Annotated in this window: 14 protein-coding genes; 9 read left to right on the top strand and 5 right to left on the bottom strand. The window is 62.4% G+C overall.

Going from position 1 to position 15,490, the window contains the following annotated elements:
- A partial coding sequence (locus ACOVRJ_RS16510; protein WP_422044929.1) for an IS110 family transposase occupies positions 1-306 on the bottom strand: 306 nt, incomplete at its 3' end.
- A 389-nt stretch (positions 307-695) separates the two neighbouring features.
- Here ACOVRJ_RS16510 and ACOVRJ_RS16505 point away from each other — a divergent pair.
- The 4 genes from ACOVRJ_RS16505 (at position 696) to ACOVRJ_RS16490 (ending at position 2,743) form a co-directional block, all read left to right on the top strand.
- On the top strand, positions 696-1,097 hold the full coding sequence (locus ACOVRJ_RS16505; protein ID WP_422044928.1) for a hypothetical protein: 402 nt from the start codon (positions 696-698) through the stop codon (positions 1,095-1,097).
- A gap of 509 nt (positions 1,098-1,606) precedes the next feature.
- A complete protein-coding gene (locus ACOVRJ_RS16500) occupies positions 1,607-1,873 on the top strand; it encodes a BrnT family toxin (protein WP_422044927.1) in 267 nt (88 codons plus the stop codon).
- The gene (locus ACOVRJ_RS16495; RefSeq protein ID WP_422044926.1) at positions 1,860-2,159 is read left to right on the top strand and encodes a BrnA antitoxin family protein; all 300 of its coding nucleotides are present in this window, start codon (positions 1,860-1,862) and stop codon (positions 2,157-2,159) included. The genes ACOVRJ_RS16500 and ACOVRJ_RS16495 overlap by 14 nt, the downstream gene beginning before the upstream one ends.
- Before the next feature lie 134 nt (positions 2,160-2,293).
- Positions 2,294-2,743, top strand: a complete 450-nt coding sequence (locus ACOVRJ_RS16490) for a GNAT family N-acetyltransferase (RefSeq protein WP_422044925.1) — start codon at positions 2,294-2,296, stop codon at positions 2,741-2,743.
- A gap of 193 nt (positions 2,744-2,936) precedes the next feature.
- On the opposite strand, the gene ACOVRJ_RS16485 is transcribed toward ACOVRJ_RS16490, so the two are convergent.
- Complete coding sequence (locus ACOVRJ_RS16485; protein ID WP_422044924.1) at positions 2,937-3,284, bottom strand: DUF6172 family protein; 348 nt, start codon at positions 3,282-3,284, stop codon at positions 2,937-2,939.
- Between the two features lie 182 nt (positions 3,285-3,466).
- Here ACOVRJ_RS16485 and ACOVRJ_RS16480 point away from each other — a divergent pair, with 182 nt between their 5' ends.
- Together ACOVRJ_RS16480 and ACOVRJ_RS16475 are read left to right on the top strand one after the other, a co-directional pair.
- Entirely contained in the window at positions 3,467-5,677 is a 2,211-nt protein-coding gene (locus ACOVRJ_RS16480) for a diguanylate cyclase (RefSeq protein ID WP_422044923.1), read from the top strand.
- Positions 5,674-7,788, top strand: a complete 2,115-nt coding sequence (locus ACOVRJ_RS16475) for a diguanylate cyclase (RefSeq protein ID WP_422044922.1) — start codon at positions 5,674-5,676, stop codon at positions 7,786-7,788. The genes ACOVRJ_RS16480 and ACOVRJ_RS16475 overlap by 4 nt, the downstream gene beginning before the upstream one ends.
- Before the next feature lie 22 nt (positions 7,789-7,810).
- On the opposite strand, the gene ACOVRJ_RS16470 is transcribed toward ACOVRJ_RS16475, so the two are convergent.
- Together ACOVRJ_RS16470 and hppD are read right to left on the bottom strand one after the other, a co-directional pair.
- Complete coding sequence (locus tag ACOVRJ_RS16470) at positions 7,811-8,377, bottom strand: VOC family protein (RefSeq protein WP_422044921.1); 567 nt, start codon at positions 8,375-8,377, stop codon at positions 7,811-7,813.
- A 29-nt stretch (positions 8,378-8,406) separates the two neighbouring features.
- Positions 8,407-9,450, bottom strand: coding sequence for a 4-hydroxyphenylpyruvate dioxygenase (gene hppD / locus ACOVRJ_RS16465; protein WP_422044920.1), 1,044 nt, complete (start codon positions 9,448-9,450; stop codon positions 8,407-8,409).
- Between the two features lie 131 nt (positions 9,451-9,581).
- On the opposite strand from hppD, the gene ACOVRJ_RS16460 reads away from it, so the two are divergent.
- From ACOVRJ_RS16460 to ACOVRJ_RS16450, 3 genes are all read left to right on the top strand, one after another.
- Positions 9,582-10,508: a LysR family transcriptional regulator gene (locus ACOVRJ_RS16460; RefSeq protein WP_422044919.1), complete on the top strand. Its 927-nt coding sequence runs from the start codon at positions 9,582-9,584 to the stop codon at positions 10,506-10,508.
- A 244-nt stretch (positions 10,509-10,752) separates the two neighbouring features.
- On the top strand, positions 10,753-11,028 hold the full coding sequence (locus ACOVRJ_RS16455; RefSeq protein WP_422044918.1) for a hypothetical protein: 276 nt from the start codon (positions 10,753-10,755) through the stop codon (positions 11,026-11,028).
- 89 nt (positions 11,029-11,117) lie between these two features.
- Complete coding sequence (locus ACOVRJ_RS16450) at positions 11,118-13,208, top strand: M13 family metallopeptidase (protein WP_422044917.1); 2,091 nt, start codon at positions 11,118-11,120, stop codon at positions 13,206-13,208.
- Positions 13,209-13,464: 256 nt separating this feature from the next.
- Here the strand turns inward: ACOVRJ_RS16450 and malZ are convergent, their stop codons facing one another.
- On the bottom strand, positions 13,465-15,306 hold the full coding sequence (malZ, locus tag ACOVRJ_RS16445; RefSeq protein WP_422044916.1) for a maltodextrin glucosidase: 1,842 nt from the start codon (positions 15,304-15,306) through the stop codon (positions 13,465-13,467).
- Positions 15,307-15,490: the final 184 nt, after the last annotated feature.

Genomic DNA, 15,490 nt, shown 5'->3' with positions numbered 1-15,490 from the left:
GACGTTCTTGACGTGGCGGGCATTGACCAGCAGCACGGTGAAGCCCCGGCGCTCCAGCAACTCGAACAGCGCAATCCAGTACACACCGGTCGACTCCATGGCCACGGTGTCGACGCCGCAGGCATCGAGCCAGTCGGCCAGACGCTCCAGGTCGGCGGTGAAGCTTTTGAACTCGCGCACCGGCTCGTCATCACGATCGGGCGGCACCGCGCAGAAGTGCGAGGCGCTGCCGATGTCGATGCCGGCGGCGTTGGGGTGGGTGAGGGTCAAGCCCGACTTGGCAAAGACCCGGTTGCGTTGCGCCATGGCGTCCTCCATCATCGAAGTTGGAACGTGGCGCCGGATCGGGTACGTCGTCTTGATCACTCTCTCAAACGGGATACCGCCATGCGAGCCAACAACCCGCAAGACGGTTCACCAATGTCGATGACGCAGCCCATGACCACGCTAACCGACGGGCAATATGCACCATTGCTACTTCGGTCTTCCCCGGCGCTACGTTCCACCGTGCCACGATGCCTCGCGGCACGCCAGGAGTTTCTTCGGAACGATTTGCGGCGCGGGCGGGCCGATTGCTTCGCTAACCATTCGCTCGAGTGGACCTACACCGGCTGGCCGCGCTACGCTCGCCAGAACATTTTCGCTTCGCGCGGCCAGCCGGTTCCGGCCGCTCAGCTCAAACGTTAAATCTCAAGATGTGGCGAATTGAATTCTCATCGTCCGAGTTTCTCCCCTACTTACCGGAGGAGTCGCAAGGCAACCCTGGGGTATATGGGTACGAGCTTGCTCACTGGCTATCCCGGACGCTCGCCCAGCGAGGAGTAATAACCAGTTACCCGCTGGGTGAAGATTGGGGCTGGTTAATTGAATACATCGAAGGCGAACTTGAGGTGACGATTGGTTGCTCAAGCATGGCGGGGGAAGGTGAGGGGTATATTGGAAAACCCATTGCATGGTCCGTATTTGCGAGGCCGCACCAATCAGTGAAGAAGCTATTTCGCCGAGGCCCTGACGTTGCCGTGCCAGCGCTGCTAACCGCTGCCATCGAAAGTGCTCTGGCTGAGAAGAACATCGAGGTGCGGCATGTTGAGGTTTAACTGGTCGCTCCTGCGGACGGCTTCGCCGTCCGCAGAGCTTCGGCGTTAAACCGCAGAGTCCGGGCCTTTAGCAAACCGACGATGAGTACCGATCACAACAACGAGCCGGTCGACGCAAAGCGGAAACGGAGCGCTCTTCGGCTGGTTGCAAACCTAGCCTGGCTTCTCGCGGCGAGTTCCATCTTGGCTCCGAGTTTGCTTGAACTCTCTTCCGCAGGCAGGGGCGCTGCGAACGTTCTCTTCGGATTGGCTTTCTTCGTCTTCTTTCTATGCGCGATTGCAGGGTTCGCTCGCGCAGCCAAGCATCTTCGAACTCGGGGAAAGACTGCTTTATCCAAAGATCCCACGCACCCGAGTGAAAACTCATGAAGAAGGTACCCGCCAGTCTGCGGTTTAACCTTTCGCTCCAGCGGACGGCTTCGCCGCCCGGTGATCTTTCACGTTCGGCCTCACCAAATTCAGCTTCCCCGGTTGGTTGTGCCGATTAATTGTTGTAGCTACAATTAAGCGTGCGGATTGAATTCGACCCAGCCAAAGATGCGTCCAATCAAGAGAAGCACGGCCTGTCACTTGCTATGGCATCGGCGCTCGACTGGGACGAAGCTCTGGTGTGGGTTGATGATCGGTACGAATATGGTGAGTTGCGCATGATCGCGCTCGCACCAGATACGGGAATCCTGTACTACGTGGCGTTTGTGGATCGTGATGATGCCCGCAGGATCATCAGCTTGCGCAAGGCCAATCGACGCGAGGTGAAACACTATGTCCAAAGTTAGTAGGCGGCCAGCGGTTGTCATGCCGACCGTGGCTGAAGACAAAGCCATCACGGTTGCTGCCAAGGCCGACCCAGATGCGCAGCCCCTAACCCCGAAGCAGTTGCAAGCTATGGTTCCGCTCAAAGCGGTGCGCGGTAGGCCCAAGTCGGAAAACAAAAAGTTGCTTGTATCTGTCCGATACAGCCCTGAGGTTGTGGCCTACTTTAAGTCAACAGGCGAAGGCTGGCAGTCGCGGATGGATGGCGTGTTGCAGCAGTACGTAGCCCGTCATTCGCGCAGGGCATGAGGCCGAACCAGTCGTTCGAGCCGACTCGCAACGGCTACCCACTTCAGCCCCCCATTTCATTCTGGGCCTTCCCTGCCCAGCCGCCGCTCGCGGCTCAAATTCGTTAGGCCCTGCATTCAGCTCCTGTGTACGCAATGTCCATCGAATACAAGACTGCACCACCTGATCTCGCAGCCAAGTACATCGAGCTGCGCGGCCAGACCCGCGAGAACGCCATCACACCGGACGTTCTGCGCTCGATTGGCATCACGGCAGAATCTTGGGCACGGGACATCAAAACTGGTCAGACCCGAGGATTCATCGCGCTTTCCGGCGCCCAAGTCGTCGGATACGGTTTCGGCGATACCAACACCGGAGAAGTGCTCGTGCTGGTTGTTCATCCGGCCTATGAGGGCCAAGGCGTCGGGCGGCGATTGCTGGCCCTGCTGGTCGAAACCCTCAAGGGATACGGGCATGCACGGCTTTTTCTTGGCTGTTCGCCAGATCCATCCGTGCGCTCCCACGGCTTCTACCGTCGCCTGGGCTGGAAAAGCACAGGAGCCCTGGACGCACACGGAGACGAAGTCTTGGCGCTTGTTGAATGAACGCCTGTGAGCTGCTCGCACCCAAGGGCGAGGCCTAAGGGCAAGGTGCGCAAGGCGGTGATGAGTCCGCCCTGGGGCGTCGGCGCTAAGTCAGGCCGGGTCAGCCTTGGGGTTCCAGATGAGAACGCAAGACCTGACCCTGTCGGCGTTCAATCGGCGCTTAACCGGCGCTTAACCGGCGCGCATGCATCGGTCAAGCATCGCTCATTCGGTCGGCTTCCGATGCGCCGTCGTCGGCGGGGCCGGCTGCACCTGCAGCGCGGGGTTTGCGTACGCCGGGTTTGGCCAGCAATTCCAGGTAGAAGGACTCGGCTTTCTCTGCGGCATAGGCATTGATGCGGGCGGTGATGGCGCTGAATTCAATCACCTCCGCGGTGGCGGCGCTGCTGCCGAAGCGGCAGTCAAAGTCCCAGAAATCGACGCCAGCAGGCTTGGCCTTGTTTTGCTCGCGCTTGATGTATTTGCGGATCTCGTGTTTGGTGGCTTCCAGCAGTCGATCGGGGTGCTTGCCTTCAACTTGCAGCGGGAATGTTTTTTTCATGATGAGCCTGCGTGGCTGGCTGCTTGGCGCCGTGGTTCAACGGTCGCTGGCGGCTGAGGAGTGGGGACGCGGGCCGTGTTTCAGCCGCGCACGGGGCTCGATTATCGGGCCTTTGCAGCGATCTGACAGGGCAGGGCTTTGACGTGCCCAAGCCCGTGGATATGCGGCGATACTGTTTGTTCATGAAGCTCATCGCTCGGGTCTCAGCCATCACGGATGACGGTCGCAAGTTCGGCCTTTATGGTGTGCTGCCCGCGCTTCAAAGCAGCTGGTGGCGGCTGGGCAGTCGGCGGTTTTTCGCCCTGATGGTCTTGACTGGGGCTTTGGGTGCCTGCGACTCCGGCACGCCGGCCCAGATTGCGGGCGCGAAGCTCGCGGTGCAGGCTTCCCCGTCCCAGGGTGCTGCTGCTGTCGCTGCGGCGCAAACGGGGTTTGCAGCTGGCCAGCTTGATGGGCAGATCTGGCAGCGCTTCGCGGCGATTGAGCGCAGCGGCTACAGCCGACCCCAGGAGAGTGACGCCGCTTTGTTGGCTTTGTCCGCTTCAATCAAGCCAGGGAGCGCGGAGTGGGTGGAGTGGCTGTCTTTGCGCGGCCATGTCAATGCGGAGCTGCGTGCTCGCTCGGTGACGGATGCTTTGCTGGCCGATCTGGAGGCTTATGGGCGCGGGCCGCAGGCAGAGGCCGCGCGTTTGGCCGCAGCCTTGCTGCGCGCGCAAGTGCTGCAGCGTGAAGGTCAGAACGACATGGCGGTGAAGTCGCTCGACTTGGTTTGGCAGCTCTCAGAGGCCCAGGCCAGTCTGCCTTTGCGGCAGCGTTGCTATGCCTTGATTGCCGCTGCGTTGGCGGATTCCGGCAATGTCGAGATGGCGATCAAGGCCGGGCTGGAGAATCTCAGGCTGGCTCAGCAGAGCCAGTCCAGCTGGCGCCGCGCCAACAGCTTGGCGGTGCTGGCCTATGTCTACCTGCGGGCGCAGCAAGGGGATCGCGCCTTGCAAGCCGGCCAAGAGGCCTTGACGCAGGCTCTGCTGGATCCTGACCCATTCACGCTTTACCGGGTGCACAACGTGCGTGCGGTGGTGTTCTCTGAGCTGGGCGAGAACCAGAAGGCGGAGGCCTCCGGGCGCTTGACCCTGGACTTTGCGCGCCAGACCGGGTCGGACGCCATTTTGGCCTTGGCACTTGGCAATAGTGCGGACTACCTCTTGAGTCAGGGCAAGTATCAGGCGGCGCTGTTTCGGGCCGAGGAAAGCTTGGTCTTGGCCTTGCGGTCGGGTGATTTGCTCAGCCAGGCGCTGGCCCATCTCTCGATTGGTTTGGCAAAGATCGGCCTGAAGCAGGTGGAAGCCGGGCGTAAAGAGGTGATGAAGGCGATCGCCATGGACGAGGCCCAAGGGCAGCGCGCCGCCGTGGCGGAGGACTGGCTGGAGCTGGGTGTCTATCTGGAACGTGCCGGCGAGTGGGCGGGTGCGGTCGATGCCTATCACCGCCACCGTGCCTTGTTTGACGAACAGATGCGTGATGACAGCCGCAAGAAGGTGCTGGAGCTGCAGGCGGTGTTTGATGATGAGCGGCAGGCCAAGGAGATCACCTTGCTCGACCGCAGCAACAAGCTCAAGGCGGAGCAGTTGCGGGCCCGCGATTTGCAGTTGCGCCTGTGGATGGTGCTCGGGGCTTGTGTGCTGCAGCTGAGTGTGTTGATGGCCTTGGCCTATCAGCGCATCCGGGCCAGCAATCAGGCCTTGGCGAGTAGCAACGCCGATTTGCGCCGCCAAGGCGAACGTGATCCCTTGACGGGCTTGTCCAACCGGCGTCATTTTCAGACGGCCATCAAACGCTTGGCGGACCAAGGTCGGCTCAGTGGCACTTTTTTCTTGGTCGACATTGATCACTTCAAACGCATCAATGATGTGTGGGGCCATGCGGCGGGCGATGCGGTGCTGGTGGAGGTGGCCCGACGCCTGAGCGCCGTGGTGCGCGAGCAAGACTTGGTGGTTCGCTGGGGCGGCGAGGAGTTCTTGATCGTGGTGGACGGTCGCCAGGTGGCCACGGCGGAAGTGCTGGCGCAGCGTCTCTTGGATCAGATCGGCCAAGTGCCGGTGGCAGCCGCGCAGGGCCAGATTGAGGTGACGGCCTCGATCGGTTTTGCCAGCTTCCCGATAGCACCCAATGGCTTGTCGGTGAGTTGGGAGCGAGCGATCGACCTGGTCGATATCGTGATGTACTTGGCCAAGGCGCATGGCCGCAATCGCGCCTATGGCGTCGAGGCCATCGTGGCCGAGGATGAAGTGGCTTTGAGCCAGGTGGCCTGCCGGATTGAAGCGGCTTGGCATGAGGGCATGGTGAAGCTCGCGGTCCTGCAGGGGCCGGTGCGAAGTGGGGGGACTCCGGCATGAAGTGGGGCAAGACAGGGGCACAGGTGCGGCGTGACGCGGCCCGTTTGTTGGTGCGTGGGAGCCTTCTGGGCTTCATGGCCCTGAGTGCTGGTACGCCGGCTTGGGCGGACCTGGCGGCGTCGGGTTTTGATGTCGCACTGGATGCGGACTTGAGCCGCCTGCTGCGCGAGGGCTTTGACAAGCCAGACAAGGCGATGCAGGGCCTGCAAGAGTTGCGGGCGCGAACGTCAAGCCCATCCGACCTCGAAGCACGAGAAGTACGAGAAGCACGGGAGCGTCAGCTGCGTCTGGCCGAGGCGCGCTTGCAGGTCTTGGCGGGGGATTTGGAGGCGGCGGCAGCGAGCGCGAAGTCCTTGGGTGCGGCCGGTCTGGGCGGCCAAGACGCCTTGCTTTTGTTGCAGGCCGAAATCAAGGAACGCGCCGGCCAAACCGGTGAAGCGGCCGAGTTGGCGCAACAAGCGTGGCAGGGCTTAGAGGCGGCTTGCACCGTTGCAGCCAGCCCGCGCAGTTCCGCGCCAAGCCCGAGCGCCGATTGCAATTTCAGATTGGCGTGGTCGGTCTTGCGGGTGTTGGGACGCAGCCAGTTGAAAGAAGGCCGGATTCCCTTGGCTCTGGCCACGGCGCAGCGCAGCTTTGAGTTGGCCGACCGCGGCGCCGACCCCTTGCTGGCCGCATTGAGCTTGGGGCAGCTGGCCCTGCTGGAAGGCCGCCAGCAGCAGATTGGGCGGGCGCAGGAGCAATTGGCGCAGGCCTTCAAGAAGGCGCAGGGCGACGCTCTGACCCTGGCCCAGCTGAAGAACTTTGAAGCCAATCTGGCGGGCTCCCAAGGGGACAGCCGCGCCCAGCTCAAGGCCTTGGAGGAGGGGCTGCGTCTGGCTGCCGAACTGGGCGCTGGGCGCTTGTCGGCCCAGCTCAGGTCCAATCAGGCCGATGCTTATCTGCGCCTGCAGCAGCCAGCCAAGGCGCTGGCCTTGGGGCGTCAGGCTTTGGATGATTTGCTGCGCTTCACGGATGTCCGGGTCGAGCGCGCCACTCGTTTGAACATTGCCCTGGCCTTGATTCAGCTGGGCCAGTTTGAAGAGGCCCGGCGTGAGTTGGCGCGCGGAGATGCGCTGCGCCGCGACCAGCCGGACCAAGGCTTGCGCGTGCAAGAGCTGCAAGAGTTGGGCGAGGCTTGGGCCAAAGCAGGGCAGGCCAAGGAAGCGCTGGCCCTGTTTCATGAAGAGCGCAAGCTCAACGCCGAGCTGACGGCGATCAATCGTGAGAACGCGCTGCAGCTCTTGAAGGTCAAGTACGACAGCGACCGCAAGCAGCGCGATTTGGATCTTTTGCAGCGCGAGCGCAGCCTGGTCGACAGCCAATTGCTCAACCGCAAGCTGGCACAGCAGTTCGGCATTGCCGTGGCCGTGTTGCTCTTGCTGAGTCTGGTGCTGGTGGGTGTGATGGTTCAACGGGTGCGCGCCACCCAAAAGCGGCTGAAGGCGAATGAGTTGCTCTTGCGTGCGCAAAGCGAGCGAGATCCGCTCACCGATCTGGCCAATCGGCGTCACCTCTTGGCGGTGATGGCGATGCAGCCCAAGGCCCAGTTCAGCGGCGCTTTGTTGATGGTCGACATTGACCATTTCAAGCATGTCAACGACGAGTATGGCCACGGGGTCGGTGACTTGGTCATCTGCGAAGTGGCGCGACGCATCAGCCATGCGGTGCGCAGCGTCGATCTGGTGGTGCGCTGGGGCGGGGAAGAGTTTTTGGTCTTCGCGCCCGATGTGTCGCAAGAGCATCTCTTGCAGTTGGCGCAGCGCGTGCTGGACGAAGTGGCCTATCTGCCGGTGCAGACCGAAACCGGGCCGCTGCGGGTGACGGTGTCGATCGGCTTTGCCCATTTCCCCTTGCCGCCGGCCATGCTGGACCTGCATTGGGAGCAGGCGGTCAACTGGGCCGATATGGCGCTCTACACCGCGAAATCGCGTGGCCGCAACCGGGCCATGGGCATCGCCACCGTGGCGGCGGGCGATGCCGAGGCCTTGATGCAGATTGAGGCGGACTTTGATGCCGCTTGCTCTTCCGAGCGGGTTCGCTTGGTCGAGGTGATGGGGCCTTTGGCGCTCTGAGGGCGACCGCCGGCTTCGTCCTTCAGTTGCTGGAGTGGGCGGCTGACTCGCCCGCCTGGGCGAACTCTTTTTCATGCAGCCAGGCTGCATGCCGCACGGTGCGGCGGGTCTGGCTCCATTCCTCGATCATGGCAGGGGCCAGCTCGCGCAGCTTTTCCAGTTGACCCGGCTTGACCGTGTTGGCCGCCAACTCGATGCGGTGGCCATTCGGGTCGTGCAGATAGATGGATTGGAAGATCTCGTGATTGGTCGGCCCGACCACCTCGATGCCCATGCCCAGCAGCTTGGCACGGGTGCGCTCCAGCGTGGCCACATCCTCCACCTGGAAAGCCAGGTGCTGCACCCAGGCCGGGGTGTTCTCGTCGCGGCCCTGCGGCGGGGAGTCCGGCAGCTCGAAAAAGGCCAGCACATTGCCGCGACCGGCGTCGAGGAAGATGTGCATATAGGGGTTGGGCTCCTTGGTCGAGGGCACATGGTCCTCGGAGATGGCCAGCAAGAGGTCCATCTCCAGCGCGTCTTTGTAGAACTGGATGGTTTCCTTGACGTCGCGGCAGCGGTAGGCGACGTGGTGAATGCCCTGGGTCAACATGATGGTCTTTGCTCCGTCAGGATCTTGAGTTAGATGACGCCACGGCGTTCTTGGTCTTTTTCTAGCGAGCGGAAGAGCGCGCCGAAATTGCCTTCACCAAAGCCCAGGTTGTTGCTGCGCTGGATGATCTCAATGAAGATCGGGCCGATGATGTTCTTGGTGAAGATCTGCAGCAGATAACCCTGTTCATCGCCATCGACCAGCACCTGGTGGTCTTGGATGCGTTGCTTGTCTTCGCGCACACCGGCCACGCGCTCAAACACCTCGGCGTAGTAGTCGTCGTCGATCTCCAACGTCTCGATGCCGCTGCCTTGCAACTGGTCCAGCGAGGCGAGGATGTCGTTCGTCAAGAAAGCCAGATGCTGCACGCCAGGGCCTTTGTACTCGCGCAGGTATTCGGCGATCTGGTCCTTGTCATCCTTGGGCTGGTTGATCGGGATGCAGAAAGAACCGTCGGGCGAGCGCAGCGCAAAACTGGTCAGGCCGGTCTTGGCGCCTTGGATGTCAAAGTAGCGCACTTCCGTGAAGCCGAAGATGCCTTTGTAAAAGGCGGCCCATTTGTCCTGCTCGCCGGGCGGCACATTGTTGGTCAGGTGATCCACGGTCAAGAAGCCCTTGTCCGCTTGGATCAGCGGGGCGTCCAGCGCCACAAAGTCGCGCTCATAGATGGAGCCACCATTGGCGCTGGGCTCGATGAAGTAAATGATGCTTTCGCCGATGCCCCAAACGGCCGGGTAGGGGTGATCTTTCATGGCCGCATCCACGGCTACTGCACCGCGCGCTACGGCGGCGGCCAGCGCCGCTTGGGCGTTCTCCACCCGCCAGCCCATGGCGCAGATGGACGGGCCATGTTTGCGGGCGAACTGGGCCGAGTGGCCTTCGCTTTCGCCGTTGAGCAGGAAGTGAATGTCGTTTTGGCGGTAGTAGCTGATGGCCTTGCTGGGGTGGCGGCGCAGCTTGGAAAAACCAAAGTTCCAGAACAGCGCGTCCAGTTGCTCCAGCGTCGGGCCACAGAACTCGGTGAATTCAATGCCGGTCAGGCCGATGGGGTTGGTGGCGCTTTGCTGGGTCATGGCAGGGTCTCCGTTGCTGTTGTGTGTGAACGATGCCGTAACTGGCTGGCACCGCATGAGCCGGATTCTTCTCGCGCTTCACAATCAATAAAAGCAAAATTCTTTGGCTTTGTTGATCAATAATTTTGTTCATGAAATTGGATCTAGAGTCTTTGGCCGCCTTAGACGCCGTCATTCGCCAGGGCAGCTTTGCGCGTGCGGCTGAGGCTTTGCACAAGGTCACCTCCGCCGTCAGCTATCAGGTCAAGAAACTGGAGGACCAGCTGGGTCTGCCCCTGGTGGACCGGAGCGCCTACCGGGTGCGCCTGACGCCCGCGGGCGAAGCCGTCTTGGCCGAGGGGCGGCGGCTCTTACGCCAGGCCCACCAGGTGGAGGCGCTGGCGCAGCATTTGGCGTCGGGCTGGGAGGCCAAGCTCTTGGTGGTGGTGGACGGCATCTTGCCGCTGGCCGATACCTTGCGCGCCCTGAAGCGCTTGAACGAAGAGGGCGTGCCGACCCGGGTGCAGCTGAAGATTGAATTCTTGGGTGGGGTGCAGTACCGCTTTGAGAAGGAACAAGCGGATCTGATGCTGGTGAAGCAGTACGCGCCGTCCAGCCAACTGCAGGCTCAAGCGCAGACCGAGCTTGAGTGCGTGTTGTGCGTCTCGCCCGAGCATCCGCTTGCCGCGCGCGCAGGGCCGGCGGCTTTGGATGAGTTGCAGGCCCATGTGGAGTTGAGCGTGCAAGACAGCAGCGAGCGGGGTGAACGGGGCGAGCGGGGTGAGCGGGCTGAGGCGCTGGACAGCCACCGCTTCAACCACAGCTTTGGGGGTGAGCGTGTGTTTTACCTGTCGGGCTTTGTCGCCAAGCGGCAGGCCTTGCTGATGGGCATGGGCTTTGGCTGGATGCCGCGCTATCTGGTGGACGACGCGCTGGCCTCGGGCGAGTTGATCGAGTTGCCGTTTGAAGGCGGCTCACGCTTTCGCTTCACGCCCTGGTTGGTGCAGAGGGTGGACCGCCCGCTGGGCCGAGCAGGACGCCGACTGATCGAGTTGTTGAGCGATAGCGCGGGTGCGTGAGTCGGCTGGCTTCTCGGCGATCGCTTGTTGCTTGGTTTGTTTGACTGCAATTTCGCACACATGCGGCGCTTTGAAGGTCAGTCTAGGGTTGACGCGCTTGTTGGCCTGCCGATAGGCCGGGTACAAAGCCAAGCAGGGAGCAAAAAAGAAGCGCAGCGACGCGACCGGAAAAGAGCTCTGAAGAGCAGGCAAGGTCAAACAAGCGCAAACGCGCGTGCGTCCGAGATGATCGAGGAGAGAGGTTTTGACAGAGCTTCAACATCAGAGTGCCGCGCAGGTCGCGGTGGCTCGCGCGGTATCGCGAGCCTTGTTCCTGGTGCCGAATCTGCAGCGGGCGGTGGTGGTGGCCGAAGCCGACGGGAGCGTGCATGTGCGCGGCGACAGCCGCAAGCTCGAAGCCTCGATTGGTGTGGACTTGCAGCCGCAGCATATCGGCGCTTTGTGCCAGCGCCTTCAGCAACTGGGCGTTCGGGTGTTCGCCTCAGAGTCTGAATACGCACAGGCCTTGGCCGAGGCTTAAGTCCAGAGACAATCAGGCCTTTGCGCTCTCCCTCCCCAAAGCCCGCTGCCGAGCCGAGGTGGGCGAGGGCATTCTTGAAGGCCATGACGATGACGAAAACGAGTGCTTTCCCATTGCGGCGCACGCTGCTCTTGCTGCAAGCCTGTTGTCTGGCGATGAGTGCCCAGGCTCAGGCACCAAGCGCCTCTGCCCAGTTGCAGCAGCAAGCATCGCAGCCCTTGCGTTCGGGGTTGGACGCCAGCGGCTTCGACCCCGCCGTGCGAGCCCAGGACGATTTGTTTCGCGCCGTCAATGGCACTTGGTTGAAGCGTTATGACTTGCCGGCGGACAAGGCCCGATTCGGCAGCTTCATCCAGCTGCGCGACTTGTCCGACGAGCGCGTGCGCGCCATCGTCGAGGACTTGGCCTCGCGCCCGGACAACAAGCGCCCGGTGATTGGCAGCGTGGAGCAAAAAGTGGCCGACTATTACTCGGCCTTTTTGGACACCGTCGCGATCGACCGTGCGGGCTTAGACCCGATCAAGCCGGCCTTGGCCCGCATTGAGGCGATCCGCACGCTGGCAGAGCTGGCGCAGTGGCAGGGCGGCATGCAGGGGCGCTTTTCGCTGCCTATCAATCTGAATGTATCGCCGGACGTTTTGCAGCCCACCGTCAACCGGGTGTCGGCCAACCAAGGTGGCTTGGGGCTGCCGGACCGCGACTACTACCTGAAGAAGGAAGACGCGCGCTTGGCCAAGGCGCTCAAGGCCTATGAGCAGTATTTGGAGACTTTGGCGCGATTGAGTGGCGAGGTCGATTCCGCCCAGGTGGCTCGCCGCGTCTTGGCGGTGGAAACAGCCATCGCTAACGCCCATTGGGAGCGGGTGCTGCTGCGCAACCCGGCCAAGCGCAACAACCCCATGAGCGTGGCCGAGCTGCAAGAAAAGGCGCCCGGCTTTGACTGGGCCTTGTTGATGCAGTCCGCCGGCCTGGGCGGGCAGGGCCGTTTGAATGTGGGTCAGCCCAGCACGGCCACGGCGGTAGCGCGGCTGTATGCCGACTTGCCGCTGGCCGATTGGAAGCTCTACTTCAAGCTGCGCACGCTGGACCACGCGGCCCTGAGCTTGCCGCAAGCCTTCCGTGAGGCGCGCTTTGCGCTGCGCGATCAAGCTTTGACCGGCATCCAGGTCGAGATGCCGCGCTGGCAGCGCAGCATTGCCGAGCTGAACGGGGCGCTGGGCGAGGGCGTGGGCCAGCTCTATGTGGCCAAGCATTTCTCGCCGGCACACAAGGCGCGCATGCAGGCGCTGGTCGACAACCTTTTGCTGGCCTACCGCGAATCCATCGAGGGTTTGGACTGGATGAGCCCCGCCACCAAGGCCGAGGCGCAGCTCAAGCTCTCCAAATTCATCAGCAAGATCGGCTACCCCGAGGTCTGGCGTGACTACAGCGAGTTGAAGGTCTTGCGTGCCGACCCCATTGGCAACGCCGAACGCGCGGCTGCTTACCGCTGGCAGCGACAGCTCGCCCGCGTCGGCAAGCCGGTGGATCGCAAGGAATGGAGCATGACGCCGCAAACGGTCAATGCCTCTTACAGCCCGACGCTGAATGCCATCACTTTCCCGGCCGCGATTCTGCAGCCGCCGTTCTTTGATATGGCGGCCGACGACGCGGTGAACTATGGCGCCATCGGTGCCGTCATCGGCCACGAAATCAGCCACGGCTTTGACGACAGTGGCAGCCAATACGACGGTGACGGTGCCTTGCGCAATTGGTGGAGCGAGGCTGACCGCAAGGCGTTTGAAGGCATCGCAGACAAGCTGGTGGCGCAGTACAACGGCTATTCGCCGATTGCCGGCAAGACGGTCAACGGCCGCTTGACGCTGGGAGAGAACATCGCCGATCTGTCCGGCCTGCAAATCGCCTACAAGGCCTATCGCCGCTCTTTGCAGGGCAAGCCGGCCGCCAAGATCGACGGCTTCAGCGGCGAGCAGCGCTTTTACTACGGCTTCGCCCAAGTCTGGCGCGGCAAGGCCCGCGATGAGTGGGTGCTGCAGCAGCTCTTGTCCGACCCGCATTCACCGTCCGAGTTCCGCGCCAATGGCACGCCGATCAACCACGACGGTTTCCACGAGGCCTTTGGCACCCAGCCGGGCGACAAGATGTTCAAGCCGGCGGCGGAGCGGATTCGGATTTGGTAAGCACGTGGGTTCATCCCCGAGGCACAAAGGCCTGGGGATGGCGCCGGTCGTGCCAATCTTTCGCCTGCTCATGCGCCAGGCCGAGGAATAACCGGAGATCGGGCACGGCCAGGCCCCAGCAGACCACCGAAGGTCTGAGCTGTTGGCGGCAACAGACTGACGGCTGTGCACCCGCTGGACGCGGCACCCGCGCAAGGTTTTCGCATCCTGGGAGCGCTTGCGCAGGAACTTGCTGCGGCTTGAAGCGCGCGGCCGCCTAGACGCTGAGCAAGACCGCGCTGCTTTGGGCGGCCAGGTCGAGTTGCAGATGGCCGTCGCTGAGGCTGAACTCATGGCCCCAGGCCGCCTGCCACTGTTTGACCGGCACCGGCAATTGCCAAACCGGCAAATGCAAGGAAACGGGTGCCGTGCCCCGGTTCACCAGGATGAGGCTGGCCTCCCAATCGCTGTGGCGGGCGTAGGCGATGCAGTCCCCTTCGGCGAACAGGGTTTGCACCGCGCCGTGGCGCCATTCACCGCGGCTTTGGCGCAGGCGGATCAAGGCTTGGTAATGGGCAAACAGCGGCTGGTTCCATTGTTCACGGTCCCAGATGAAGGGGCGCCGGCAATCGGGGTCGGGTCCGCCGGCCAGGCCGATTTCATCACCGTAATAGATGCAGGGCGTGCCGGGGCGGCTGAACAGCAAGGTGGCGGCCAGCTTCATCGCGGCCGTGTCTTCGTTCAGCAGCGTAAAGAAGCGGGTGGTGTCGTGGCTGTCCAGCAGGTTCAGCTGGGCTAACTGGTTATCAAAAGGAATGCAGGCTTGGGCGCGGTCCAGCCAGGCGCTGAAGGTTTTGGTTGCGAGCTTGATCGGCTGGTAGGCCACGTCTTGGCCGGCCAGCCAAGCTCGCACCGGGTGGGCGAAGCCGTAATAGTTCATCGCGCCGTCTTCTTGCTCGCCCTGCAGCCAGCGGGTGGCCTCGGAGAAATGCTCGCCCAGCACATAGGCTTCGGCGTTCTCGGCCTTGATGGCTTGGCGGAACTCCTTGAGATAGAAGCTGTTGTTCGTGGCCCCCGAGCCTTCGCCCAACATATGGATGACGTCGAGCCGCCAACCGTCGATGTTGTAGGGCGCTTGCAGCCAGCGGCGCAGCACCGAGTCGGGGGCGGCGTAGACGGCGTCTTGCACGCCTTGGGTCGCGAAGTTCAGCACCGGCAACGAGTCAAAACCCTTCCAGCCGAAGTGATAGCCCTGCGCATCGAAGAGGTAGAAGCTGCGGTAGGGCGAGTCCGGTGAGGCCTTGGCTTCTTTGAACCAGCGGTGGTTGACGCCGGTGTGGTTGACCACGCCGTCCAGCAGCAAGCGCATGCCGCGCTGATGCAGGGCGCCGCTGAGTTCTTCCAGCGCCGCGTTGCCGCCCAGGTGCTCGTCGACCTCGGTGTAATCGTCGCTGTCGTATTTGTGATTGCTGCCGGAGGCAAAGATGGGGTTCAGGTAGACCGCGCTGATGCCCAAGTCTTTTTGCAAATAGTCCAACTTGGCAGTGACGCCGGGCAGATCGCCGCCGTAAAAACTGTTGGCGGCGTTGTCTGCGTCCACCGGGGCCTGCTGCTGCGGCCATTCCGGCTGCACCACCACGCGACCTGCTTGGCCGGGCAGGGCTTGGCCCGCGCGGTCGGCGGCCGGCCGGCCTTGGTAAAAGCGATCCGGAAAGATTTGGTAGAAAACTTGATCGCGCACCCAGGCCGGCGGCTGCTGGCTGGGGTGGATGCGAAAGTGCCGGTCTTCCGGCGGCAGGTGTTCATGCGCACCGTCGGCGGCCATCCAGTACTGCGTGCCATCGGCCAGCACCTTGAAGGCATAAAGGGTCAGCGCATTGCCACCGTCCCAGGGCAAAAACGCTTCCCAGCGATGCAACTCGGCGCAGCGGCCGGCGTAGTGCATGGGGATCAGCTGTTCTTCATTGTCCGGCTGGCTGCGCAGATAGACGCTGTCGAACTGCTCGCGCTCGCTCAGCAGGCTGAGCCGGCAGCCACCGGCCTCGCGTTGCAGCCAGGGCGCAATCGGCGGGTGCAAAAGCAGGGGGACTGCAGCAGGAACGGACAGGAGGGCAGGCATGGGGCAGGGTCTCTGAGGCAATGCGGCGGATTGTCTGAAGCATCATGCCTTTTCAGCGTCAGCCCCGGGGGTGGACTGCGGTGGTGGAGGCTGATCTTGCATGCTCTTGGGGGTGTGTGAACGCGTGAGGGGGTGATGTCCCAGGAGGTGGTGTAAGTTTTTGAGCGAGGCGGCCCAGTGAGGG

Source organism: Roseateles sp. (genome assembly GCF_049240545.1).
GTDB lineage: Bacteria > Pseudomonadota > Gammaproteobacteria > Burkholderiales > Burkholderiaceae_C > Paucibacter_A.
Note: the sequence above shows the minus strand (reverse complement) of the source record. Positions and strands in the feature narration are given on the sequence as shown.

Bases quoted from the DNA above. Each gene is read 5' to 3' on its own strand.
- ACOVRJ_RS16505 (WP_422044928.1), top strand. From the start codon at position 696: ATGTGGCGAATTGAATTCTCATCGTCCGAGTTTCTCCCCTACTTACCG.
- ACOVRJ_RS16495 (WP_422044926.1), top strand. From the start codon at position 1,860: ATGTCCAAAGTTAGTAGGCGGCCAGCGGTTGTCATGCCGACCGTGGCT.
- ACOVRJ_RS16490 (WP_422044925.1), top strand. From the start codon at position 2,294: ATGTCCATCGAATACAAGACTGCACCACCTGATCTCGCAGCCAAGTAC.
- ACOVRJ_RS16485 (WP_422044924.1), bottom strand. From the start codon at position 3,284: ATGAAAAAAACATTCCCGCTGCAAGTTGAAGGCAAGCACCCCGATCGA.
- ACOVRJ_RS16480 (WP_422044923.1), top strand. From the start codon at position 3,467: ATGAAGCTCATCGCTCGGGTCTCAGCCATCACGGATGACGGTCGCAAG.
- ACOVRJ_RS16475 (WP_422044922.1), top strand. From the start codon at position 5,674: ATGAAGTGGGGCAAGACAGGGGCACAGGTGCGGCGTGACGCGGCCCGT.
- ACOVRJ_RS16470 (WP_422044921.1), bottom strand. From the start codon at position 8,377: ATGTTGACCCAGGGCATTCACCACGTCGCCTACCGCTGCCGCGACGTC.
- hppD (WP_422044920.1), bottom strand. From the start codon at position 9,450: ATGACCCAGCAAAGCGCCACCAACCCCATCGGCCTGACCGGCATTGAA.
- ACOVRJ_RS16460 (WP_422044919.1), top strand. From the start codon at position 9,582: ATGAAATTGGATCTAGAGTCTTTGGCCGCCTTAGACGCCGTCATTCGC.
- ACOVRJ_RS16450 (WP_422044917.1), top strand. From the start codon at position 11,118: ATGACGAAAACGAGTGCTTTCCCATTGCGGCGCACGCTGCTCTTGCTG.
- malZ (WP_422044916.1), bottom strand. From the start codon at position 15,306: ATGCCTGCCCTCCTGTCCGTTCCTGCTGCAGTCCCCCTGCTTTTGCAC.